Genomic DNA, 22,726 nt, shown 5'->3' on the forward strand with positions numbered 1-22,726 from the left:
CGGCGACGCGGCTCAGCGCAGGAAGTCGGGCACGTCGAGGTCGTCGTCACCCTCGAAGGTCACCGTCCGCGGCGGCTGCTGGCGGGCGGGCTCCGGCGCCGTCGTCTCGCGCTCGGTGCGGACGGGGGCGTCGTCCTCGCGGGGCGCGGCGGCGGGCTCGGGACGCTCGGCGGGGGCCGGCGTCGGCGTGCTCGGCGCCGGGGCGGCGTAGGGCGCGGACCCCGGGCTCGGCGGGGCGCCGGGCGTCGAAGGCGCGGCCGGGGCGCTGGGCGGCGGGTCCGCGGGGACCGAGGCGGGCGGGACGGCCGGCGGCACCGGACGGCCCTGGATCGTCCCCAGGGCACGGTCGTCCTGGCGACGGACGGGGGCCCCGCCGTCGAAGCCGGCGGCGATGACGGTGACGCGCACCTCGTCGCCGAGGGCGTCGTCGATGACCGCACCGAAGATGATGTTCGCCTCCGGGTGCGCGGCCTCCTGGACCAGGCGCGCGGCCTCGTTGATCTCGAACAGGCCGAGGTCGCTGCCGCCCTGGATCGACAGGAGCACGCCGTGCGCGCCGTCGATGCTCGCCTCGAGGAGCGGGCTGGAGATCGCGAGCTCGGCGGCCTGGACGGCGCGGTCCTCGCCGCGCGCCGAGCCGATGCCCATGAGCGCCGAGCCGGCGCCCTGCATGACGGACTTGACGTCGGCGAAGTCGAGGTTGATCAGGCCCGGGGTGGTGATGAGGTCGGTGATCCCCTGGACACCCGAGAGCAGCACCTGGTCGGCGCTGCGGAAGGCGTCGAGCATCGACACGCCGCGGTCGCTGATCGACAGCAGCCGGTCGTTGGGGATGACGATGAGGGTGTCGACCTCCTCGCGCAGCCCGGCGATGCCGGTCTCGGCCTGGTTGGCGCGACGGCGGCCCTCGAAGGTGAACGGACGGGTGACGACGCCGATGGTCAGAGCCCCGAGGCCCTTGGCGATGCGGGCCACGACGGGCGCGCCGCCGGTGCCGGTGCCGCCGCCCTCGCCGGCGGTGACGAAGACCATGTCGGCGCCCTTGAGGACCTCCTCGATCTCCTCGGCGTGGTCCTCGGCGGCCTTCTTGCCGACGTCGGGGTCCGCGCCGGCGCCGAGGCCGCGGGTGAGCTCGCGGCCGACGTCGAGCTTGACGTCGGCGTCGCTCATGAGCAGCGCCTGGGCGTCGGTGTTCACCGCGATGAACTCGACCCCCTTGAGGCCGACCTCGATCATCCGGTTGATGGCGTTGACACCGCCGCCGCCGATGCCGACGACCTTGATGACGGCGAGGTAGTTCTGGGGTGATGCCACGGCTGGGGCCTTCCACTTCGGCAGGGTCGGGGCGATGCGGCCGGGGTGACTCTCGACCTCAGGTCGAGCGTTACGGTTCGGTCACGTGCTGTCGAGGGACGACGCTACGTCCGTCCCGGGGGTCTGACCTGACACGGGGTAGGCGTGTCGCGACATCCCGTGGGCGAAATCCTGCCACGCCGATCGCCGTGCGACACACCCGCCTCACGAGTCACACGGACCACACGGCTCACACGCGTCCGGCTGTTCGGCTGCGCGCCGCGACGTCGACGAGGTCAGCGGGTGACCGGGGTCTCGGGCGCGCTGACGTCGATGGTCCGCGCCCGGGTCGTGAGCAGCGTCCGCAGCACCCGCACCTTGAGCTCGCCCTGCGACTCCCCGCCCCAGACGACGGTGCGCCCCGGCATCCGGAAGGTCACGAGGTTCGCGCTGCTGACGCCGACGGCGGTCACCTGCCGCTCGAGGTCCTCGGGCAGCGCCTCGAGGAAGGCGAGCGCGGCGTGCAGGGCCTCCGGGGTCATCGCCTCCTCGCCGCGGGCGGTGACGAGCGGGACGCCGCGCGGCGCCTTGCGGACGGTGCCGAAGGCGACCCCCGTGGCGTCGACGACCTCGAGCCGGTCGTCCGGGGTGCGCACGACGATGGACGCGGTGCGCGGGACGACGTCGACCTCGAGCGTGCGCGGCCAGGCCCGGTGCACGGAGACCTCGGCCACGGTGACCCGGCGGCGGACCGCGGCCTCGACGGCCCCGGTGTCGACCCGGGCCAGCGGCGTGCCCTCGGGCACCCCGACGAGCCGGCGGACGGCGCGCTCCTCGGCCCCGCTCACCCCGACGACCTGAACGTCGTGAACGCCGAGCAGGTCGGTCCACCCGGCGACGTACCCGCCCCCGGCGACGACGGCGGCGGCGAGCAGGCCACCGAGCACGCGGCGCCAGGGTCGGCGGCGCCGGTCGATGGCCCGGTCGCGGAACCGGGTGGCCGACGACGCGAGGCCGACGGCGGGGTCGGTGCGGGTGGCGGTCACGCGTCGTCCTCCCCCTCGGCCAGGGCCGCGAGCAGGTGGGGCCCGAGCGCGGTGACGTCACCGGCGCCGACGGTGAGCACGAGGTCCCCGGGCGCGGCGAGCCCGGCGACGTGCCGCACGGCCTCCTCGGGCGAGAGCCCGACCCGCACCGACCGCTCCCCCGGCAGCGCCGCGAGCGGGTCGCCGACCAGCGCCGAGGACACCCCGGGCATGGGCTCCTCGCGGGCGCCGTAGATCTCGAGGAGCACGACGTGGTCGGCGGGGGCGAGACCCTCGGCGAAGCCCTGCGCGAAGTCGCGGGTGCGGCTGTAGAGGTGCGGCTGGAACACGACGAGCACCCGGCCCCGCCCGGCGCGCCGGACGACGTCGGCGGCGGTGGACACGACGGCGGCGACCTTGGCCGGGTTGTGCGCGTAGTCGTCGACGACGGTGACGCCGCGGACCTCGCCGCGGACCTCGAACCTCCGGCGCGCGCCGGTGAACGCCGCGAGGCCGGCGAGCACCGAGGCGGCGTCGGCCCCGAGGCCCTCGACGGCGGCGGTGAACGCGGCGACGGCGTCGAGGACGTTGTGCGGCCCGGGGACGTGGAGGGTGAGCGGCTGCTCTCCACCGGACCAGCGCAGCACCGACTCCGAGCCGAGCCCGACCGCCCGGCTCTGCAGCACCCGCACGTCCGCGTCCTCGGCGGTGCCGTAGGTGAGGACCCGCCTGCCGGCCGCGCGCACCGCGTCGGCCAGCGCGCGGGCGCCCGGGTCGTCCTGGCAGGCGACGAGGAGGCCGTCGGCGGCGATCGTGGCGGCGAACTCCCCGTAGGCGGCGGCGACGTTCTCGGCCGTGCCGTAGAAGTCGAGGTGGTCGGGCTGGACGCTCGTGACGACGCCGATCTCGGGCCGGTAGACGACGAAGGTGCCGTCGCTCTCGTCGGCCTCGACGACGAACGCGTCCCCGGAGCCGATGGCGGCGTTCGTCCCCAGCCGGGCGACCTCGCCGCCGCAGGCGAAGGACGGGTCGGCCCCGGCGAGGACGAGGGCGTCGGCGAGCATCGCGGTCGTCGTCGTCTTGCCGTTGGCCCCGGCGACGGCCACCCCGCGCGAGCCGGCCATGAGCGAGGCCAGCGCCTGCGAGCGGTGCAGCACCCGCAGTCCGGCGGCGCGGGCCGCGGCGAGCTCGGGGTTGTCCTCCCGCACTGCGGAGGAGACGACGAGGGTGTCGGCGCCCTCGACGTGCGCGGCGTCGTGGCCGACCCAGGTGCGGGCCCCGGCGGCGGTCAGGGCGCGCAGGCCGGGGGTGTCGGCGGCGTCCGAGCCGCTCACGGCGACCCCGCGAGCCAGGAGGAGGCGCGCGACGGCGGACATCCCCGCGCCCCCGATGGCGACGAGGTGCACGGCGCCGAGCGCGTCCCACGGCGGGACGGGCGCGTCGAGGTCGAACCGGGAGCGGCCGGGCACGTCAGCGCCCCTGCGCGGCGCGCACGACGAGGTCGGCGAGCTTCTCGTCGCCGTCACGCTCCCCCACCGAGGCCGCGGCCGCGGACATCGCCGCCACCCGCGGGGTGTCCTGCGCCAGCGGGACGACGACCTCGCGCACCCAGTCGGCGTTGACCGCGGCGTCCTCGACGAGCAGCCCGCCGCCGGCGTCCAGCACGGTGGCCGCGTTGAGCCGCTGCTCGCCGTTGCCCACCGGCAGCGGCACGTAGACGGCCGGCAGCCCGACGGCGCTGAGCTCGGCGACGGTGTTCGCCCCGGAGCGCACGACGGCGAGGTCGGCGGCGGCGTAGGCGAGGTCCATCCGGTCGCAGTAGTCCAGGACCCGGTACGTGGCGCCGGTGACGTCCTGCGGGGTGACGTCCTTGCCGGCCCCGGTGACGTGGAGGACCTGGACGCCGGCCGCCGACAGCGCGCCCGCCGCCCCGGCGAACGCGTCGTTGAGCCGCTGTGCCCCGAGCGAGCCGCCGGTGACGAGCAGGGTCGGGCGGTCCTCGAGCCCGAAGTGCTCCAGCGCCTCCGCGCGCCGGGCGGGGCGGTCCAGGGTGGCGATCTCCTGCCGCAGCGGGATGCCGGTGACGACGGCGCGGCGCAGCGGGGTGCCCGGGAAGGCGACGGCGACGTGGGCGGCCATCCGGGCCCCGAGCCGGTTGGCCAGGCCGGGACGGGCGTTGGCCTCGTGGACGACGACGGGGGTGCCGGTGCGGCGGGCGGCGAGGTAGGCGGGCGAGGCGACGAAGCCGCCGAAGCCGACGACGACCTGGGCCCCGGTGGTCTCGATGGCGCGCTCGGCCGCAGTGACGGCGCCGCCGAGGTTCTTCGGCAGCCGCAGGAGCGCGGCGTCGGGCCGGCGCGGGAAGGGCACCCGGGGCACCTCGTGCAGCGGGTAGCCACGGGCCGGGACGAGCCGGGCCTCCAGGCCGGTGTGGGTGCCGAGGGCGGCGACGTCGACGTCGGGGTCGTGGCGGCGCAGGCAGTCGGCGAGGGCGAGCAGCGGCGAGACGTGCCCGGCCGTGCCGCCGCCGGCGAGCAGCACCGAGCGCAGGGCGGCGGCGCTCACGTGGCGCGTCCCCGCCGGACGGCGCCGGAGACGACGGCCATCGACCGTCGCAGCGAGGACGAGCGTGCGCGCAGGGACTCGGCGCAGCCGGGCTCGTGCCGGGCGAAGGACAGGAGGATGCCGAGGGCGCCCATCGTCGTGATGAGCGAGGACCCGCCGGAGGACACGAGCGGCAGCGGCACGCCGATGACCGGGAGCAGGCCGATGACGGCACCGATGTTCACCGCCGCCTGGACCACGATCCAGGTCATGACCCCGGCCGTGACGACCCGGACGAAGAAGTCGTCGGACCGGCTGACGAGCCGGTAGCAGGTGAGCGCCAGGCCGCCGAAGAGCAGGAGGATCGCGAGCGTGCCCGGCAGCCCGAGCTCCTCGCCGATGATCGCGAAGATGAAGTCGTTGTGCGGCTCGGAGAGCAGGCCCCACTTCTCGCGGGACTGCCCAAGGCCGAGGCCGAGCCAGCCGCCGTCGGCGAGGGCGTAGCGGCCGTGGATCGGCTGACGGGCCGGCCCCCACGGGTCGGTGTCGCGGCCGAGCCAGACCTCCAACCGGCCGAGCCGGTTGGAGCTGGAGAGGACGAACGCGACGACCATGCCGACGAAGGGGACGCCCGCGACGGCGAACCAGCGCACCGGGACCCCGGCGGCGTAGAGGACCCCGGCGACGATGGCGCCGAGCACCATGACGGTGCCGAGGTCGTGTCCGAGGGCGACGAGCCCGACCGCGACGGCGACCATGGGCACGAGGTAGGGCACGAGGACGTGGGTGAAGGAGCGCAGGTGCCGGCGCTTGCGGGCCAGGACCGCGCCGCCGGCGAGGACGAGCCCGATCTTGACGACCTCGCTGGGCTGGATGCTCACCGGCCCGAGGCGCACCCAGTTCCGGTTGCCCTGGAAGGCGTCGCCGAGCGGGGTGAAGACGAGCATCTGCAGGGCCATGCCGCCGAGCAGCACCGGGACCGCCAGCCGCTTCCAGCCGCCGACGGAGATCCTCGAGGCGACGAGGAGGACGACGGCGCCGAGCGTCGCGTAGACCGCCTGGGTGGTGAAGATCGAGTACGCGGACCGGGTCTCGTCGAGGGAGACGATGGCGCTCGCCGACAGCACCATGATGAGGCCGAAGACGACGAGGGCCGCCGTGAGCGCCAGCAGCAGGTAGTACGTGGCGACCGGGCTGTCCAGCCGCTGCGCCCAGCCCCGCAGGCCCGTGGCGCCGCGGACCGGCTCGCGCGCCGGCGCGGTGGTGCTCGTCACCCGCTACTCCCGACCGAGCCGCCGCACCGCCTCGCAGAAGGCGTCGCCGCGCGCACCGTAGTTCGCGAACATGTCCATGGACGCCGCGGCCGGGGCCAGCAGCACGACGTCACCCTCGTGGGCGAGCGCCAGCGACTGCTCCACCACCGCGTCCATGGCACCAGTGTCGGTGCGGGACACCTCGACCACGGGGACATCCGGCGCGTGTCGGGACAGAGCCTGCGCGAGCGCGGCCCGGTCCCGGCCGATGAGGACGACCCCCCGCAGCCGGCCCGCGGCGCCGGCGACGAGGTCCTCGACGTCGGCCCCCTTGAGCAGCCCGCCGGCCACCCAGACGACGTGCTCGTAGGCGGCCAGGCTCGCGGCGGCGGCGTGCGGGTTCGTCGCCTTGCTGTCGTCGACCCAGCGCACCCCGCGCACGACGCCGGCGTCGGCGATCCGGTGCGGCTCGGGGACGAAGTCGCGCAGGCCCTGCCGGACGGCGGCGGGCGGGACGCCGTGGGCCCGGGCCAGGGCGGCGGCGGCCAGCGCGTTGGCGAGGAGGTGCGGCGCGGGCGGCGGGGCGTCGGGTCCGCCGCGCAGGTCCTCCAGGGTGCCGAGCTCGGCGGCGGAGGTCGCGCGCTCGGCGACGAAGGCGCGGTCGGCGAGGACGTCCTCGACCAGACCCACCTCGGAGAGCCCGGGCGTCCCGAGGGTGAAGCCGACGGCGCGGCAGCCCTCGCGGACGTCGGCCTCCTCGACGAGCCGTCTCGTGGCCGGGTCCTGGACGTTGTAGACGCAGGCGACCTCGGTGCCCGCGTAGACCTTGCCCTTGGCGCGGGCGTACTCCTCGAGCGAGCCGTGCCAGTCGACGTGGTCCGGCGCGATGTTCAGGCAGGCCGAGGCGCGCGGCACGATCGAGTGCGACCAGTGCAGCTGGAAGCTCGACAGCTCGACGGCGACGACGTCGTAGGGGTCGGGGTCCATGACGACCTCGAGCAGCGGCGTCCCGACGTTGCCGGCGCTCGTGGCCCGCAGCCCGGCCGCCCGCAGCATCGCCGTGAGCATCTGCACCGTCGTCGTCTTGCCGTTCGTGCCGGTGACCGTGAGCCAGGGCGCGGCGCCGGTGGCGGGCCGCATCCGCCAGGCGAGCTCGACCTCGCCCCACACCGGGACCCCCGCGGCGGCCGCGGCGGCGAGGAGGGGCTGGTCCGGGCGCCAGCCGGGCGAGGTGACGACGAGGTCGAGCGGCTGCCCGGGCAGGCCGGACACCGCGTCCTCGCCGTGGCGCAGGTCGGCGCCGAGGATCTCGAGGATGCGGGCCCGCTCGGCGAGGACCGAGCCGCCCGCGGGCTCCTGGGCGTCGACGACGAGCACGTGCGCGCCGCGCTCGAGGAGGGCGTCGGCGGCGGCGAACCCGCTGACGCCGAGCCCGGCGACGAGGACGCGCAGCCCGGCCCAGTCGGCGTCGCGGTGGGTCAGGGTGGCGAGGCGGTCGGGCCCGCTCATCCGGCGGCCACGACCCACTCGGCGTAGAACAGCCCGAGGCCGAGGGCGACGAACAGTCCGGCGATGATCCAGAACCGGATGACGATCGTCACCTCCTGCCAGCCGAGCAGCTCGAAGTGGTGCTGCAGGGGCGCCATCCGGAAGACCCGCTTGCCGGTCGTCTTGAACGAGGCCACCTGGATGATGACCGACAGGGTGATGGTGACGAACAGGCCGCCGAGGATGACGACGAGCAGCTCGGTGCGGGTGAGGATGGCCAGGCCGGCCAGCGCCCCGCCGAGGGCCAGCGAGCCGGTGTCGCCCATGAAGATCTTGGCCGGCGAGGCGTTCCACCACAGGAACCCGAAGCAGGCGCCCATGCCGCAGGCGGCGACGATGGCCAGGTCGTGCGGGTCGCGGACCTCGTAGCACTTCGTGCCCGGGTTCCACTGGCAGTTCTGGTTGAACTGCCAGATGCCGATGAGCACGTAGGACGCGAAGACCATGACCGAGGCGCCGGTGGCGAGGCCGTCGAGGCCGTCGGTGAGGTTCACCCCGTTCGAGGTGCCGGCGACGATGACGTTGGCCCAGATGACGAAGAGGATGACCCCGAGGACGGTCCCCGCGAACGCGAGGTTGACCGGGGTGTCCCGCACGAAGGACACGAACGTCGAGGCCGGGGTGCGGAAGGACTCGTTGGGGAAGCGCAGCGCGAGGACGGCGAAGACCGTGGCGACGAGGGTCTGCCCGGCGAGCTTCTGCCCCGAGCGCAGGCCGAGGCTGCGCTGCTTGCTGATCTTGATGTAGTCGTCGAGGAACCCGACCAGCCCCATGCCCGCCATGAGGAAGAGGACGAGCAGCCCGCTCACCGACGGGACCTGCACGGTCACCAGGTGCGCGACGAGGTAGGCCGCGAGCGAGGACAGGACGATGACCGCCCCGCCCATCGTCGGGGTGCCGCGCTTGGTGTGGTGCGAGGTCGGCCCGTCGTCGCGGATGAACTGGCCGTAGCCCTGCCGGACGAGGAAGCGGATGAGGGTCGGGGTGCCGAAGAGGGAGAGGACGAGGGAGACGACGGCGGCGATGAGGACGGCCTTCACGTCGTCTGCTCCTCCGTGCTCGCGAACCGGTCTCCGAGCCACCGTAGACCGGCGTCCCGGGAGGACTTGAACAGGGCCACGTCGCCGGCGCGCAGCTCTGCGCGCAGCAGGGTCTCGGCCGCGTCGGCGTCCTCGACGTGACGCACCCGGGTCTCTCCGCCGGCCGCGCGCGCGGCGTCCGCGAGGGGCCGGGCGGCCGCGCCGACGACGACGAGCTCGTCGACGCCGCGGGCCGCGGCCTCGGTGCCGACCTCGGCGTGGAGGGCGTCGGACTCCTCCCCGAGCTCGAGCATCGTGCCGAGCACGGCCCAGGTCCGCCGCCCCTCCCCCATCCGCTCCAGGGTGGCCAGGGCCGCGCGCATGGAGTCGGCGTTGGCGTTGTAGGCGTCGTTGACGACGGTGACGCCGTCGCGGCGCTCGGTGACCTCCATCCGCCAGCGGCTGCGCGGCCGGGCGGCGGCGAGGGCTTCGGCGACGTCGGGCAGGGCGAGCCCGAGCTCGAGGGCCACCGCCGCGACGGCGAGGGCGTTGCCGACGTGGTGGCGGCCGACGAGGCCCATGGTCACCTCGGCGGAGCCGTCCGGGGTCCGCAGCACGAAGGAGGGACGGCCGGCGGCGTCGAGGGCGACGTCGGTGGCGCGCACCTGCGCGTCCTCCGCCTCGCCGACGAGCACGACGCGGGCGGGGGTGACCTCGGCCATGGCCCGCACGGCGGGGTCGTCGGCGTTGAGGACGGCCAGCCCGTCCGCGGGCAGCGCGGCGGGCAGCTCGGACTTGGCCCGGGCGATGGCCTCGCGCGAGCCGAACTCGCCGACGTGCGCGGTGCCGACGTTGAGGACGACGCCGACGCGCGGCGGGGCCATCGTCGCGAGGTAGGCGATGTGTCCGGCGCCGCGCGCGCCCATCTCGACGACGAGGAAGCGGGTGTCGGGCGCCACCCGGCAGACGGTGAGCGGCACGCCGACCTCGGAGTTGTACGACCCGACGGGGGCGATCGTGGCCCCGGCGGTGCCGAGGACCTCGCCGAGCAGGTCCTTCGTGCTCGTCTTGCCGGAGGAGCCGGTGACGCCGACGACGGCGAGCCCGGGGCTGCGGTCGACGACCGAGCGGGCCAGCGCGGCGAACGCGTCCTGGGTGTCGGCGACGACGACGCACGGCAGGCCCTCGAGGGGCCGGGTGGTGAGGGCGGCGACGCACCCGTCGCGGAGGGCGGCGGCGGCGTAGTCGTGGCCGTCGGCGTGCTCGCCGACCCGGGCGACGTACAGCCCGCCCGGTCCGGCCTCGCGGGAGTCGGTGACGACCGGGCCGTCGACGAGCAGGGCGCGGGCCTCGTCCTCGGTGACGCCGGCGAGCCGGCCGCCGGTGAGGACCGCGACCTCGGCCAGCGGGGTCGGGATCACCGGGCCACCGCCCCGGCGGCGAGCCGCAGCGCCTCGCGCAGCTCGTCACGGTCGTCGAAGGGGTGGACGGTGCCGCCGACGTCCTGGCCGCTCTCGTGGCCCTTGCCGACGACGGCGACGGTGGCCTGCTCGCCCTGCGCCCAGACGGCGGCGACGGCCTCGCGGACGGCCCGGCGGCGGTCCCCGACCTCGACGACCTCGACGTCGCGGCCGCCGTCGCGGACCTCGTCGGCGCCGGCGCGCACGGCGGCCCGGATGGCGGCCGGGTCCTCGGTGCGGGGGTTGTCGTCGGTGACGACGACGAGGTCGGCGACGCTCGCGGCGGCGACGCCCATGGCGTGCCGCTTCTCGCGGTCGCGGTCCCCGCCGGCGCCGGTGACGCAGACGAGGCGGCCGGGGGTGACCGGCCGCAGCGCCCGCAGCGCCGCGGCGATGGCGTCCGGGGTGTGCGCGTAGTCGACGAGGGCCAGCGGCTGCTCGCCCGCCCCGTCGAGGACGACGCGCTCCATCCGGCCCGGCACGTGCGGGTCGGCGAGCACGGCCTCGCCCGCCGCGGCCGCGTCCTCGCCGAGCAGGACGAGGGCGGCGGCGGCCATCGCCGTGTTCGTCACGTTGAAGGCGCCGGGCAGGGCCGAGCGCAGCGCCAGCGCCACCCCGTCCGGTCCGGTGAGGACGAAGGCCGCGGGGTCCTCGCCGTCGGGCGTGGCCACCCAGTCGGCCTCGGGCGCGTCGCCGCCGGGCGCGCCCGTGGCCAGGGTCTGCACCGGGACCCGCGCCTCGACGGCCAGCCGGTGGCCCCAGGCGTCGTCGACGCACACGAGCCCTCGGCGTGCGCGCTGCGGCGTGAAGAGCGAGGCCTTGGCCCGGAAATAGTCCTCCATGCCGTCGTGGAAGTCGAGGTGGTCCTGGCTGAGGTTGGTGAAGAGCGCGACGTCGTACACGGCACCGTCGACCCGGTGCTGGGCCAGGGCGTGGCTCGAGACCTCCATGACGAGGGTGTCGAGGCGCCGCTCGGTCATCACGGCGAGCAGCGCGTGCAGCTCGGGGGCCTCGGGCGTCGTGCGGACGCTGTCGACGCGCTCGTCGCCGATCCGGGTCTCGACCGTGCCGATGAGCCCCGGCGCGCGGCCGAGGGCCCACAGCGCGGAGTGGACGAGGTAGGCGGTCGTCGTCTTGCCGTTGGTGCCGGTGATGCCGACGAGCCGCAGCGCCGGGTCCTCGGTGCCGTAGACGCGGGCGGCGACGGCCCCGAGGACGGCCCGCGGGTCGGCGACGACGACGGCCGGCAGGGCGACTCCCGCGTCCGCCGCCCGGCGGGCGCCCTCGTCGTCGGTGAGGAGGGCCGCCGCGCCGGAGGTGGCGGCCGCGGCGGCGAAGTCGGCGCCGTGCGCGCGGGCGCCCGGCAACGCGGCGTACAGGTCGCCCGGGAGCACCCCGCGGGAGTCCAGCGTCACGCCCGTGACGTCCGTCGCGGACCCGGGGACGGGTGCCCCGACGAGCGTCGCGACCTCCGTCAGCGGGGTGCGGCGCGGAGAGGTCGGCCGGGGGAACACGTCGCGAGACCCTACCGTCTGCTGTGCTCGACGCCGTCGCGCAGGAGGGTGGGGTCGGCGAGTGCCTTCTCCGGGTCCACCTCGAGCGTGAGCTTCGGCGACTTGCGCCCCGTCGGGGGGATCTTCAGCTCCTGGAGGGCGTAGGTCGCGATGTCCTTGAACACCGGCCCCGCGACGTAGCCGCCGAAGTAGGGGTAGCGCGGCTTCTGGACGATGACGGCGACGACGATCTGCGGGTCGTCGGCCGGGGCGTAGCCGATGAAGCTCGCCGTGTAGCCGCTGTACTTGCGCTTGGTCTCGTCGTAGAAGTCGGCGGTCCCGGTCTTGCCCGCGATGCGGTAGCCGGGCACCTCGGCCTCCGGCGCGGTCCCCTCGTCGCTGACGACGCCCTCGAGCATCCGCGAGACGTCGTTCGCGGTGCGCGGCGAGACGACCCGCTTGGTCGGCGAGGCCGGCATCTCGTGCGTCGTGCCGTCGGCGTCGGTGACCGAGTCGATGAGCCGCGGCGAGCAGCGGACCCCGCCGTTGGCGATGGTCTGGAAGACGCTGGCGTCCTGGACGGCCGTCACCGAGACGCCCTGGCCGAAGGCGACGGTGGCCTGCTGGGTGCCGCTCCACTTCGAGGACGGGGTGAGGATGCCGCCGGACTCGCCCGGGTAGCCGAGGCCGGAGGTCCGGCCCAGCCCGAACTTGCGGAAGTAGCGCTCCAGCGTCGAGGACTTGAGGGTCTCGCTGACGAGGATGGTCCCGATGTTGCTGGACTCGGCGAGGGTGCCGGCGACCGTCCGGTACTCCGTGGGGTGCTCGTGGCTGTCCTTGAAGCTCTTGTCGTAGCGCGGCAGCCGGTTGGGGATGACGACCGGCGTCGACGGGGTCACCGTCCCCTCCTGAAGCGCGGCGGCCATCGTCATGATCTTCGCGGTCGAACCGGGCTCGAAGACGTCGCTGAAGGCCTTGTTGTCCAGCTGCGCACCGTCCTTGCCGACGTCGGTGTTCGGGTTGAACGTCGGGTAGGAGGCCACCGAGAGCAGGTCGCAGGACTTGGCGTCCATGATGACGACGGTGCCGCTCGTCGCCTTGGTCTGCTGGATCCGCTGGGCCAGCGCGTTCTGGGCGTACCACTGCAGCGAGGAGTTGATGGTGAGCCGGACGTCCTGGCCGTCGACCGCCGGGGTGACGCTGCTCTGCCCAGCCGGGATGGCCGTGCCGTCGGCGCCCTCCTCGTAGGTCTGCTTGCCGGGCGTGCCCTGGAGCTGCTCGTCGGCCATGAGCTCGACACCCCCGCCGGGCTTGCCGTCGTCGAGGACGTAGCCGACGAGCGCGGCGGTCGTCTGCCCCTGCGGGTAGGTCCGCTCGGACCGGGTCTCGCGGCGGTCGCGGGCGATGCCGGGGATGCCGAGCGCCGCGATGCGGTTCCAGGTCAGCGGGGTGACGTCCTTGCTGAGGATGCGGTACCTGCTCGTCCCGGTCAGCTCGGTGACGAGCTCGTCGACCGAGGTGCCGAGCAGTGGCGCGAGCTCCTCGGCGGCGGCCCGGACGGCGTCGGCGCTCGTCGCGGGGTCGCACGTGGGCCGCGAAGTGCCGTACGTGCACACCGCCTGCTGGTTGGCGACGACGACCTCGCGCACGACGCTGGAGGCGAGCACGGTGCCGTCGGCGGAGAGGATCTGCCCGCGCATGGCCGGGAGGATCTGCGCGGCCACCCGCTGGGACTCGGCCTCGGCGGCGACGGCGTGGGCGTCCAGGCCCTGCAGGCGCACGAGCTGGGCACCGAAGATGCTCAGCACGAAGACGACGGCGACGGTCAGGGTGCGCATCCGGCGGCGCGGGCTCGGCCCCGGGCCGCTCGGACGACGCGGCGGGCGACGGGGGTCACGGCCCCCCGGGCCGCGGCCGCCGGGACCCGCGGCCCGGCTCGCCCCGGCGTCGGGCCGCGTGCCGTTCCGGGGTCCGGGCTTCCTGGGCCCGGGCTTCCTGGGCCCGGGCGTCGAGGGAGTGCTGTTCCTCGGCGTGGGACGCGCCCCGGCCGGCGCGCCCGCCGCCGGCCTCGGCCGCGCGGTCCCGCGGGTGCGGGGGGTGCCCCCGGCCTGCCCCGCCGCCCCCTGCGAGCGACGGGGACGACCCGTGGGCGCACCGCGGCGCGGTGCCGGACCGGACGGGCGGCGGCCCGGCGGCGGTGGCTTCGGCGGGGTCACGGTGCTCCTGCGGACGGTCAGCGACGGGGGGCGGTGGGGGCGGCGCGCGGCGCGGGCCGCACGACCTTCGAGGACTCGGTGACCACGCTAAAGCGCTCGTCCGCACGGGCTTTCGACGCCACGCCGAGGACCCGGTCGTCGGAGAGCCGGAGGAAGGCCGCCGTCCGGGCCGGGACCATGCCCAGCTGCCGCGCCTCGCGGGCCAGCGGACCCGGACCGGAGACGGTGTCGAGGGCGTGGCGCAGGTCGTCCTGGGTGTCGGTGAGCTCGTCGGAGCGGTGCTGGAGGTCGCGCATCGTGAACGAGCCCTTGGCCATCGCCGTGTTGAGCAGGAGCACCCCGACGAGCCCGCCGAGGAGCAGGGCGACGCAGAGCGCGACGAACAGCCCGCTGCCGTCGGCGGCGGGCGGGGCGACGACCCGCAGCCGTCGCGGCGTGGGGCCGGTGGCCCGGCGCGGCGCGAGTCGGTGCTGCGGGCGGGCCGCGGCGGTCTGGCTCACGGGTGTCCTCCTGTCGTGAGACGCTCCGCGGCCCGCAGTCGGGCCGAGGCGGATCGGGGGTTGGCGTGCCGTTCGGCGTCGGTGGGTACCTCGGCCCCGCGGGTCAGCAGCCGCAGGTACGCGGCGTCCTCGGGGCGCTCCACCGGCATGCCGGCCGGGGCGGCGCTGCGGGCGCCGGCGGCCAGGACCCGCTTGGCGATCCGGTCCTCGAGGGAGTGGTAGGAGAGGACGACGATCCGCCCGCCCGGGGCCAGGGCCGCGACGGCGGCGTCGGCCGCGTGCTGCCAGACCTCGAGCTCGGCGTTGACCTCGATGCGCAGCGCCTGGAAGGTCCGCTTGGCGGGGTGCCCGCCGGTGCGCTGGGCCGCGGCCGGGATGGCACCGCGGATGGTCTCGACGAGCCGGGCCGAGGTCGTGAACGGCTCGGTCTCGCGCTCCCGCAGCACCGCCGAGGCGATGCGGCCCGCGAAGCGCTCCTCGCCGTAGGTGCGCAGCACCCGCGCCAGGTCGCCGTGGGAGTAGGTGTTGAGGACGTCGGCGGCGGTCCGGCCGGTCCCCTGGTCCATCCGCATGTCCAGCGGCGCGTCGTGCCGGTAGGCGAAGCCGCGCTCCTCCTCGTCGAGCTGGTAGGAGGAGACGCCGAGGTCGAAGAGGATGCCCCGGGCGAGGCCGTCGGCCTCCTGGGCGAGGACGTCGGCGATCTCGTCGTAGACGGCGTGGACGGCGGTGAAGCGCTCGCCGAACGGGGCCAGCCGCGCGCGGGCGATCTCGATGGCCTCGGCGTCGCGGTCGAGCCCGACGACCCGCGCCTGCGGGCAGCGCCGCAGGAGCGCCTCGCTGTGCCCGCCCATCCCGAGGGTGGCGTCGACGCAGACGCTGCCGGCGTCGGCCAGCGCGGGCTCGAGCAGCGTCAGGACGCGCTCGAGGAACACCGGCACGTGGCGGTCGGCGGCGGGCTGGTCGGACATCTCACTCCTCTCGGGGTCCGGGGCGGGGGTGGTCTGCGGGCGGAGGGCCGGGACGACCCGGCGGCGGGTCCCCATCCGATCCACGCCCGGCGCGGGGGAAGACGCGTCGGGAGCGGGTCGGCTGGAGGCCGGCGGCCGGGTCGGTGGTGGGGCGTGGTGGAGGTCGGGGGGCGGAGGTCCGGAGGGTCAGAGGCCGGGGACCACCTCCTCGGTGCCGGCCGAGTAGGCGGAGTAGGCGGGCATGACCTGGTCGAGGTACTCGCCCCAGCGGGCGGTGTCCCACACCTCGAGGCGCGAGCCGTTGCCGATGACGGTGCAGTCCTTGTCCAGCCCCGCGTAGGCACGCAGGGCCGCGGGCACGGTGACCCGGCCCTGCTTGTCCGGCGTGTCCGGGTGGGCGCTGGCGCGGAAGACGCGGACGAAGTCGCGCACGCCCTTGGTCGAGCCGGAGACCGACTGCATGCCCTGGGAGATGCGGTGGAACTCGGCGGTGGGGAAGACGTAGAGGCAGGCCTCCTGGCCGCGGGTGATGACGAGCCCCTCGGCGAGGGCGCCGCGGAAGCGGGCCGGGAGGAAGAGGCGGCCCTTCTCGTCGAGCCGGGGCGTGTGGGTGCCGAGGAACTCGTCCACCGACATCACCTCCTGGCCCGCCCGGTGGCTCCCTCTCGCCTCCGGATTCCCCCACTTTACTCCACCCAGACCCTCCACGACGCGAATTCTGGGCGAGAACGCGCCCCACGTCGCACGAAGGTCCAGGTCAACAGCGGTGGAGCGAAGTGGGGAAGATTCTCGTTGCCGGGGTTGCCCGCCCCGCTCGTCGACCGCGTCGACTCCCGCGCCGGTGCCGCGCGACCGCCGATCGGGCCCGGAGCACGGCCCCAGGTGGGGCACGGTGGGTGGTGGTGGGAGCGGTTCCGTCCTCCTCGTCGCCGGCGTGTAGCAAGATCGAGGGCACTCCGGCACCGCCTCTGTCGTTGGGCGGGGGACGGACCGACGAAGGGACCCCTCGCGTGAGCGACCTCGAGCACGACCGCCGCACGACCACCGACCCCGCACGGGGCGCCTCGCTGGACCAGGTCCTGCAGATGTCCGCCTCGCTGATGTCGGCGATGAACTCGGTCATCGAGGGGAAGCAGTCGGTCGTCCGCACCGCGATCACCGTGCTGCTCGCCGAGGGACACCTGCTCCTGGAGGACGTGCCGGGCACCGGGAAGACGCTGCTGGCCAAGACCCTCGGCCGCTGCATCGACGCCTCGGTCCGCCGGGTGCAGTTCACCCCCGACCTGCTGCCGAGCGACATCACCGGCGTCTCCGTCTACAACCAGGACGTCCGCGACTTCGAGTTCCGGCCCGGCGCGATCTTCGCCAACGTCGTCGTCGGGGACGAGATCAACCGCGCCTCCCCGAAGACCCAGAGCGCGCTGCTGGAGTCGATGGAGGAGGTCCAGGTCACCGTCGACGGGACGACCTACGGCCTGCCCCGGCCCTTCATCGTCATGGCGACCCAGAACCCCATCGAGATGGAGGGCACCTACCCCCTCCCGGAGGCGCAGCGGGACCGCTTCATGGCCCGCATCTCCATGGGCTACCCCTCCGCCCGCGCCGAGCTCGACATGCTCGACACCCACGGCGGGGTCTCGCCGCTGGAGGGGCTGCAGCCGGTCACCGACGCCGCGACCGTGCAGGCCATGGTCGAGGCCGTCCGCCGGGTGCACGCCTCCCCCGCCGTCCGGCAGTACATCGTCGACCTCGCCCACGCGACCCGGTCCAGCTCCGCGCTGCGGCTCGGCGCCTCCCCCCGCGCCACGCTGCACCTGCTGCGCGCGGCCCGCGCCCACGCCGCGCTCGCCGGCCGGGACCACGTGCTGCCCGACGACGTCCAGCAGGTCGCGGTCCCGGTCGTCGCGCACCGGCTCATCCCCACCGGGGAGACCCAGATGGCCCGCCGCACCCCGGCCGACGTCCTGAACGACCTGCTCCAGCGGGTCCGCGTCCCCGCCCCCACCCGCTGAGCCCGTGCGTGCGCTGACGGCCACCCTCACCACCCGCGGGGCCTGCTTCGCCGGCTGCGGGCTCGTGCTCGTCGCCGCGGGCGTCCTCCTCGGCCAGCACGACGTCACCCGGGTCGGGGTCCTCCTGCTCGTGCTCGTCGGGCTGTGCCTGCTGCTCGTGCGGCGCCACGGCCTGCGGGTCGAGGTCGCCCGCACCCTCTCCCCCGGCCAGGTCGCCATCGACCAGCGGTCCCTCGTCACCGTCGCCGTCCGCAACACCGAGGACGCGCCCACCCCGATCCTCATGGCCGAGGAGTCGATGGACTACGCGCTCGGCGACCGGCCCCGCTTCGTCCTGCCGTCGCTGCGCCCCGGTGCGACCCGCGAGGTGCAGTACGCCGTCCGCTCGCACACCCGCGGCGTGCACCGCGTGGGACCCCTGCGGGTCCGGGTGCGCGACCCCTTCGGCCTCACCCTGCGCACCGCGGCGGTGAGCGGCGAAGCCGAGGTCGTCGTCCTCCCCCGCGTGGTCCCCCTGGCGATGGCCCGCTCGCTCGGCAGCGGCATCGGCAGCGAGGGCTCGATCCCGCACATGGTCGCCCTGCACGGCGAGGACGACCAGACCATCCGCGAGTACCGCGACGGCGACGACCTCCGCCGCATCCACTGGCCCGCCACCGCCCGCACCGGCGACCTCATGGTCCGCCAGGAGGACCGGCCCGCGAAGCGCCGCGGGGTCGTCCTGCACGACAGCCGGGCGGTCGGCCACGCCGGCACCGGGCGCGCCGGCTCCTTCGAGTGGGCGGTGACGATGGCCGCCTCCGTCGTCGGGCACCTCGTCGACTCCCGGTACGCCGTGCACCTCCTCGTCGCCGACCCCGGCACCGACAGCGGCACCCGCCACGACGACTCCATGCCCGGCGCCCTCGACGCCCTGGCCCGGATCACCCCGACCGGCGAGGACTCGACCCGGGCGCTGCTCCACGACGCGAGCACCCTCACCGCCCAGGGCGGGCTCGTCGTCTACGTCGGCGGACCGCTGCCGGACGACGACGCGCACACCCTCGCCGCCCTCCGCCAGCCCGGTTCCAGCGCTGTCGCCCTCGTCGTCGAGCCCCGCTCCTTCGCGGGCCGCCGCGCGAGCGGGACCCCGGAGGCCGGCAGCGAGTCCTCGGCCAGGGCGACGACCGGCACCCTGTCGTCCTCGGGCTGGCTCACGGCGGTGGTCGAGGCCGGCACCGACCCGGCGCAGGCCTGGTCGACCGCCGTCGGCGGCGTCCTCGCGGGGGCCGGCCGATGACCCGCTCCCGCCTCGCCGACGTCCTGCTCGGGGTCCTCGCGACCCTCCTCGTGACGCTGCCGCTCGCCGACCTCTTCGCCCCCACCGGCGCCTGGGCCCGCCCCAGCCTGCTGCTCGTCGCGCTCGTCGCCCTCACCGGGCTCGGCCTGCGGGCGCTCACGACGGTCCGCCCGCTCGTCGTCGCCGGGCAGCTGCTCGTGCTCCTCGAGGGCACGGCCCTGCTCCACGGCCGCGGTCACCTGTGGGCCGGGGTCGTCCCGACGACGGACACCGGCGCCGCCTTCGGGGTGCTGCTCACCGACGCCTACACCTCGATCGTCAGCTACAGCGCCCCGGTTCCCGCGGGGCGCGGCGCCGTCCTCGGCATCAGCCTGCTCGTCGGCCTGACCGGCCTCCTCGTCGACGCCGTCGCCGTCACCTACCGCAGCCCCGCTCTCGCGGGCATCCCGCTCCTCACCGCGTTCCTCTCCGCCGCGACGAACACGACCGCCGGCCTGGCCTCCTGGCTCGTCGTCCCGCCGGCCCTGGCCTGGCTGGCCCTCGTCGGCCGGCAGGGGGTCGGCGCGCTGCGGTCCTGGGGCGGCACCGCGTCGGCCGGCGACCAGCGCACCACCGACCCGGCCGGGTCCTTCGCCACCGTCGGCCGGGTCGTCGGCGTCGTGGCCCTCGCCGCGGCGGTCGTCGTGCCCGGGCTCGTGCCCCACCTCCCGACGACCTTCGTCGCCGACGGTCTGGCCCGCGGCAACGGCGGGTCGGGCGGGGGCGGGGCGGTCCGGCTCTCGACGAGCGTCGACATCGCCCGCGACCTCGCCCAGCGCTCCACCGACCCCGTGCTCGTCTACCGCACGAGCGACCCCCGCCCGCAGCCCCTGCGGGTCGGCCTGCTCGACACCTACGAGGGCGGGCAGTGGACCGCCTCCCGCGACGCCACGTTCGTCCCGCTCGACGGCCGGCTGCCCGGCAGCGACGCCGTGCCCGCGGTCGAGCGCACCACCGAGCGGATCGAGGTGTCCCGCTCGACCGTCGGGCTGCCCCAGGTGGCGCTGCCGGAGAACGCCGTCGGGACCCCCTTCGCGCCCGGCTCGTGGCAGGTCACGGCGTCCGGCCTGGTCCAGCTGACCCGGCCGACGAGCCAGTACACCGTCGAGTACGTCTCCCTCCAGCCCGAGCCGGGGCAGTTCGCCGGCAGCGTGGACCCCTCGGGGCCGCTCGCCGACGACCTCGCGGTCGACGCGGCCGCCGGGTCGGAGGTGCGCGCCCTGCTCGACCGGATCACCGCCCCCGGGGACACCCCCCTGGAGACCGCGGTGAAGATCCAGGACCACCTGCGCGGCCCCGGCTACACCTACTCCGAGGACCTCGTCGACGAGACCGCCGACGGCCGCCGTCCCGAGGAGCCGCTGGTCCGCTTCCTCGAGACGCGCACCGGCTACTGCGTCCAGTTCTCCAGCGCGATGATCATGATGGCCCGGGCCGCCGGCATCCCCGCCCGGATGGCGGTCGGCTTCCTGCCCGGCAGCCTGAACGGCGAGGAGCGCGTCATCACCGCCGAGGACGCGCACGCCTGGCCCGAGCTGTACTTCCCGGACCTGGGGTGGATGCGCTTCGAGCCCACCCCCGGCGTCCGCAGCGGCCTGGCTCCCGCCTACGCCGTCGCGCCCGCCGAGGACACCGGCACCGAGACCTCCTCCCCCGAGCCGACGGCCTCCGCGACGCCGACCGACCCGACGCGCCCGGAGGGCGACGTCACCGCCGACAACCAGCCCGACGTCACCGTGACGCCGACGACGACGGCCACCGACGTCGTCCGCGACCACCTCGGCACCGTGCTCGGCGTCCTCGGGGTGCTACTCCTCGCCGCGCTCACCCCGCTCGGAGCGTGGCTGGCCCGTCGTCGTGCCCGCCGCGACGCCCGCGACGACGCCCGGCGGGTCGAGGCCGAGTGGCAGTCGCTGCTCTCCCGGCTCGGCGACATCGGGCTCGTGCCCGGCGACGGCGCCACCCCCCGGCAGGCCTCCCGTCAGATCGGCCGCGCCGCCTATCTCTCCCCCGACGAGAACGCCGCCCTCACCCGGGTCGTCGACACCCTCGAGCAGGCCCGCTACGCCCGGCCCGGCGCCCCGCTGCCGGACGTCGCCGACGACGCGCACACCGTGTGGCGGGCCGCCCTCGGACGCCGGCGCCGGCTCGACCAGGCCCGGGCGCTGCTGCTGCCCGCCGAGGGCCGCCGGCACTGGACCGGGCTGTTCCGCCGCAGCTCCCCCACGTCGGTCGAGGACGACTCCGAGCAGCGCACCCCCGTCGGCTGAGGCTCCTTTCCACCACGACGCGACGGCCGCGACCCCGGGTGGGGTCGCGGCCGTCGTCGGTGCCTGCGGTGGGGCTCAGTCGAGGTAGTCGCGCAGTGCCTGGCTGCGGCTCGGGTGGCGCAGCTTGGACATCGTCTTGGACTCGATCTGGCGGATCCGCTCGCGGGTCACGCCGTAGACCTTGCCGATCTCGTCGAGCGTCTTGGGCTGGCCGTCGGTGAGCCCGAAGCGCATGGACACGACGCCGGCCTCACGCTCGGAGAGGGTGTCGAGCACCGAGTGCAGCTGCTCCTGGAGGAGGGTGAAGCTCACGGCGTCGGCCGGGACGACGGCCTCGGAGTCCTCGATGAGGTCACCGAACTCGCTGTCGCCGTCCTCGCCGAGCGGGGTGTGCAGCGAGATCGGCTCGCGGCCGTACTTCTGCACCTCGACGACCTTCTCGGGCGTCATGTCCAGCTCGAGCGCGAGCTCCTCGGGGGTCGGCTCGCGGCCGAGGTCCTGGAGCATCTGGCGCTGCACGCGGGCGAGCTTGTTGATGACCTCGACCATGTGCACGGGGATGCGGATGGTGCGGGCCTGGTCGGCCATGGCGCGGGTGATGGCCTGACGGATCCACCACGTCGCGTAGGTCGAGAACTTGTAGCCCTTGGTGTAGTCGAACTTCTCGACCGCACGGATGAGGCCGAGGTTGCCCTCCTGGATGAGGTCGAGGAAGAGCATGCCGCGGCCGGTGTAGCGCTTGGCCAGGCTGACGACGAGCCGCAGGTTGGCCTCGAGGAGGTGGTTCTTGGCCTTCTTGCCGTCCTGGGCGATCCACCACAGCTCACGCTTGAGCTTCATGTCGAGCTTGTCGCCCGAGTTGAGCTTCTCCTCGGCGAACAGGCCGGCCTCGATGCGCTTGGCCAGCTCGACCTCCTGCTCGGCGTTGAGCAGCGCGACCTTGCCGATCTGCTTGAGGTAGTCCTTGACCGGGTCGGCGGTGGCACCGGCGGTGACGACCTGTTGGGCCGGGGCGTCCTCGTCGTCGTTGCTCATGACGAAGCCGGAGTCCTCGCCGTCGCCGCCCTTGCCGGCGCCGGCGGCGGGCGTGGGCGTGGCGACGCTGGCGTCCTCGGGGTCGTCCGACCCGGCCGCGGCCTCGGCGGCGGTCTCGTCGTCGATCTCGACGTCCTCGTCGGCGGTGTCGTCGGACGCCGGGGACGCGGCCGCCTTCTTCGCGGTCTTCGCGGTCTTGGCGGCGCTCTTGGTCGTCTTCGCGGCCGCGGACTTCGTGCTCGCGCTCTTGGTGGTCCCGCCCGTGGACGAGGAGTCCTCGTCGGCCGGCGTCGCGGCGGCCTTCTTCGTCGTCGTCTTGGCGGCCGTCTTCTTCGTCGAGGCGGTGGCGCTCGGCTTCTTGGCCGTGCGGGTCGCGGCGGCGGCGACACCGCTGGTGTCGTCGGCCCGCACCTCGATCCCCTGGTCGCCGAGGGCGCGCAGCACGACGCGGCCCCGGCTCGGGCGCACGTCGGCGGCGCGCATCGCGTCGGCGACCTGCTCGCCGGTGACCGAGCCGCTCGTCGAGCCCTGGCGCACCAGGGTCTGCAGGGCGGGGTGGGAGAGCTCCGGCGGGAGGGCGCTCGGTTCCGGGGGGGTCGTGGACACAGGCGACACGGCTACCTTTCGTCGCGGGTGACCGCAGGCCGCGACGGGGTCGCGGGAGCGGGCGGTGAGGGTCCGGGAGGGCACTCCGACCGGTCGGTGATCGCTCCGCCTGGCCAGGTGCTCCCCACCATTATAACTTTCGACCCCCGCCGAGAGCACATCGTCC

General features: G+C 75.3%; 17 protein-coding genes. 3 read left to right on the top strand and 14 right to left on the bottom strand.

The window, feature by feature from the left end; translation table 11 throughout:
- Window positions 1-12 precede the first annotated feature (12 nt).
- The 13 genes from ftsZ to mraZ form a co-directional block, all read right to left on the bottom strand.
- Window positions 13-1,314 carry a cell division protein FtsZ gene (gene ftsZ, locus EPD83_RS01800; RefSeq protein ID WP_165566143.1) on the bottom strand — a complete coding sequence of 434 codons (1,302 nt, stop codon included), beginning with the start codon at window positions 1,312-1,314 and terminating at the stop codon, window positions 13-15.
- A gap of 275 nt (window positions 1,315-1,589) precedes the next feature.
- Window positions 1,590-2,339 (bottom strand): cell division protein FtsQ/DivIB, encoded by a 750-nt coding sequence (locus tag EPD83_RS01805; RefSeq protein WP_128367490.1) that lies wholly within the window; start codon window positions 2,337-2,339, stop codon window positions 1,590-1,592.
- Window positions 2,336-3,694 (bottom strand): UDP-N-acetylmuramate--L-alanine ligase, encoded by a 1,359-nt coding sequence (murC, locus tag EPD83_RS01810; RefSeq protein WP_407676009.1) that lies wholly within the window; start codon window positions 3,692-3,694, stop codon window positions 2,336-2,338. The genes EPD83_RS01805 and murC overlap by 4 nt, the downstream gene beginning before the upstream one ends.
- Before the next feature lie 94 nt (window positions 3,695-3,788).
- Window positions 3,789-4,883, bottom strand: coding sequence for an undecaprenyldiphospho-muramoylpentapeptide beta-N-acetylglucosaminyltransferase (murG, locus tag EPD83_RS01815; protein WP_128367488.1), 1,095 nt, complete (start codon window positions 4,881-4,883; stop codon window positions 3,789-3,791).
- On the bottom strand, window positions 4,880-6,136 hold the full coding sequence (gene ftsW / locus EPD83_RS01820; RefSeq protein WP_128367125.1) for a putative lipid II flippase FtsW: 1,257 nt from the start codon (window positions 6,134-6,136) through the stop codon (window positions 4,880-4,882). Before ftsW ends, murG begins: the two co-directional genes overlap by 4 nt.
- 3 nt (window positions 6,137-6,139) lie before the next feature.
- Window positions 6,140-7,624, bottom strand: coding sequence for a UDP-N-acetylmuramoyl-L-alanine--D-glutamate ligase (murD, locus tag EPD83_RS01825; protein ID WP_128367124.1), 1,485 nt, complete (start codon window positions 7,622-7,624; stop codon window positions 6,140-6,142).
- The gene (gene mraY / locus EPD83_RS01830; protein ID WP_128367123.1) at window positions 7,621-8,703 is read right to left on the bottom strand and encodes a phospho-N-acetylmuramoyl-pentapeptide-transferase; all 1,083 of its coding nucleotides are present in this window, start codon (window positions 8,701-8,703) and stop codon (window positions 7,621-7,623) included. Before mraY ends, murD begins: the two co-directional genes overlap by 4 nt.
- On the bottom strand, window positions 8,700-10,103 hold the full coding sequence (locus tag EPD83_RS01835) for a UDP-N-acetylmuramoyl-tripeptide--D-alanyl-D-alanine ligase (protein ID WP_165566144.1): 1,404 nt from the start codon (window positions 10,101-10,103) through the stop codon (window positions 8,700-8,702). Before EPD83_RS01835 ends, mraY begins: the two co-directional genes overlap by 4 nt.
- Entirely contained in the window at window positions 10,100-11,656 is a 1,557-nt protein-coding gene (locus EPD83_RS01840; RefSeq protein WP_128366957.1) for a UDP-N-acetylmuramoyl-L-alanyl-D-glutamate--2,6-diaminopimelate ligase, read from the bottom strand. The genes EPD83_RS01835 and EPD83_RS01840 overlap by 4 nt, the downstream gene beginning before the upstream one ends.
- Before the next feature lie 11 nt (window positions 11,657-11,667).
- A complete protein-coding gene (locus EPD83_RS01845) occupies window positions 11,668-13,473 on the bottom strand; it encodes a peptidoglycan D,D-transpeptidase FtsI family protein (RefSeq protein WP_128366956.1) in 1,806 nt (601 codons plus the stop codon).
- 395 nt (window positions 13,474-13,868) lie between these two features.
- On the bottom strand, window positions 13,869-14,351 hold the full coding sequence (locus EPD83_RS01850; RefSeq protein WP_128366955.1) for a hypothetical protein: 483 nt from the start codon (window positions 14,349-14,351) through the stop codon (window positions 13,869-13,871).
- Complete coding sequence (gene rsmH, locus EPD83_RS01855) at window positions 14,348-15,319, bottom strand: 16S rRNA (cytosine(1402)-N(4))-methyltransferase RsmH (protein ID WP_128366954.1); 972 nt, start codon at window positions 15,317-15,319, stop codon at window positions 14,348-14,350. Before rsmH ends, EPD83_RS01850 begins: the two co-directional genes overlap by 4 nt.
- A 186-nt stretch (window positions 15,320-15,505) precedes the next feature.
- Window positions 15,506-15,955 (bottom strand): division/cell wall cluster transcriptional repressor MraZ, encoded by a 450-nt coding sequence (gene mraZ, locus EPD83_RS01860; protein ID WP_128367899.1) that lies wholly within the window; start codon window positions 15,953-15,955, stop codon window positions 15,506-15,508.
- Window positions 15,956-16,404: 449 nt separating this feature from the next.
- Here mraZ and EPD83_RS01865 point away from each other — a divergent pair, with 449 nt between their 5' ends.
- From EPD83_RS01865 to EPD83_RS01875, 3 genes are read left to right on the top strand one after another with little or no spacing between them, the layout of a single operon-like run.
- Window positions 16,405-17,331, top strand: coding sequence for an AAA family ATPase (locus EPD83_RS01865; protein ID WP_128367901.1), 927 nt, complete (start codon window positions 16,405-16,407; stop codon window positions 17,329-17,331).
- Window positions 17,332-17,335: 4 nt separating this feature from the next.
- Window positions 17,336-18,610 carry a DUF58 domain-containing protein gene (locus EPD83_RS01870; RefSeq protein ID WP_128367900.1) on the top strand — a complete coding sequence of 425 codons (1,275 nt, stop codon included), beginning with the start codon at window positions 17,336-17,338 and terminating at the stop codon, window positions 18,608-18,610.
- Window positions 18,607-20,919, top strand: a complete 2,313-nt coding sequence (locus tag EPD83_RS01875) for a transglutaminase TgpA family protein (RefSeq protein WP_165566146.1) — start codon at window positions 18,607-18,609, stop codon at window positions 20,917-20,919. The genes EPD83_RS01870 and EPD83_RS01875 overlap by 4 nt, the downstream gene beginning before the upstream one ends.
- Before the next feature lie 75 nt (window positions 20,920-20,994).
- Here EPD83_RS01875 and EPD83_RS01880 read toward each other — a convergent pair whose 3' ends face one another.
- Window positions 20,995-22,560, bottom strand: a complete 1,566-nt coding sequence (locus EPD83_RS01880) for an RNA polymerase sigma factor (protein WP_165566147.1) — start codon at window positions 22,558-22,560, stop codon at window positions 20,995-20,997.
- Window positions 22,561-22,726 lie beyond the last annotated feature (166 nt).

It is taken from the genome of Phycicoccus flavus (assembly GCF_004025965.2).
Taxonomy (GTDB): Bacteria; Actinomycetota; Actinomycetes; order Actinomycetales; family Dermatophilaceae; genus Phycicoccus; species Phycicoccus flavus.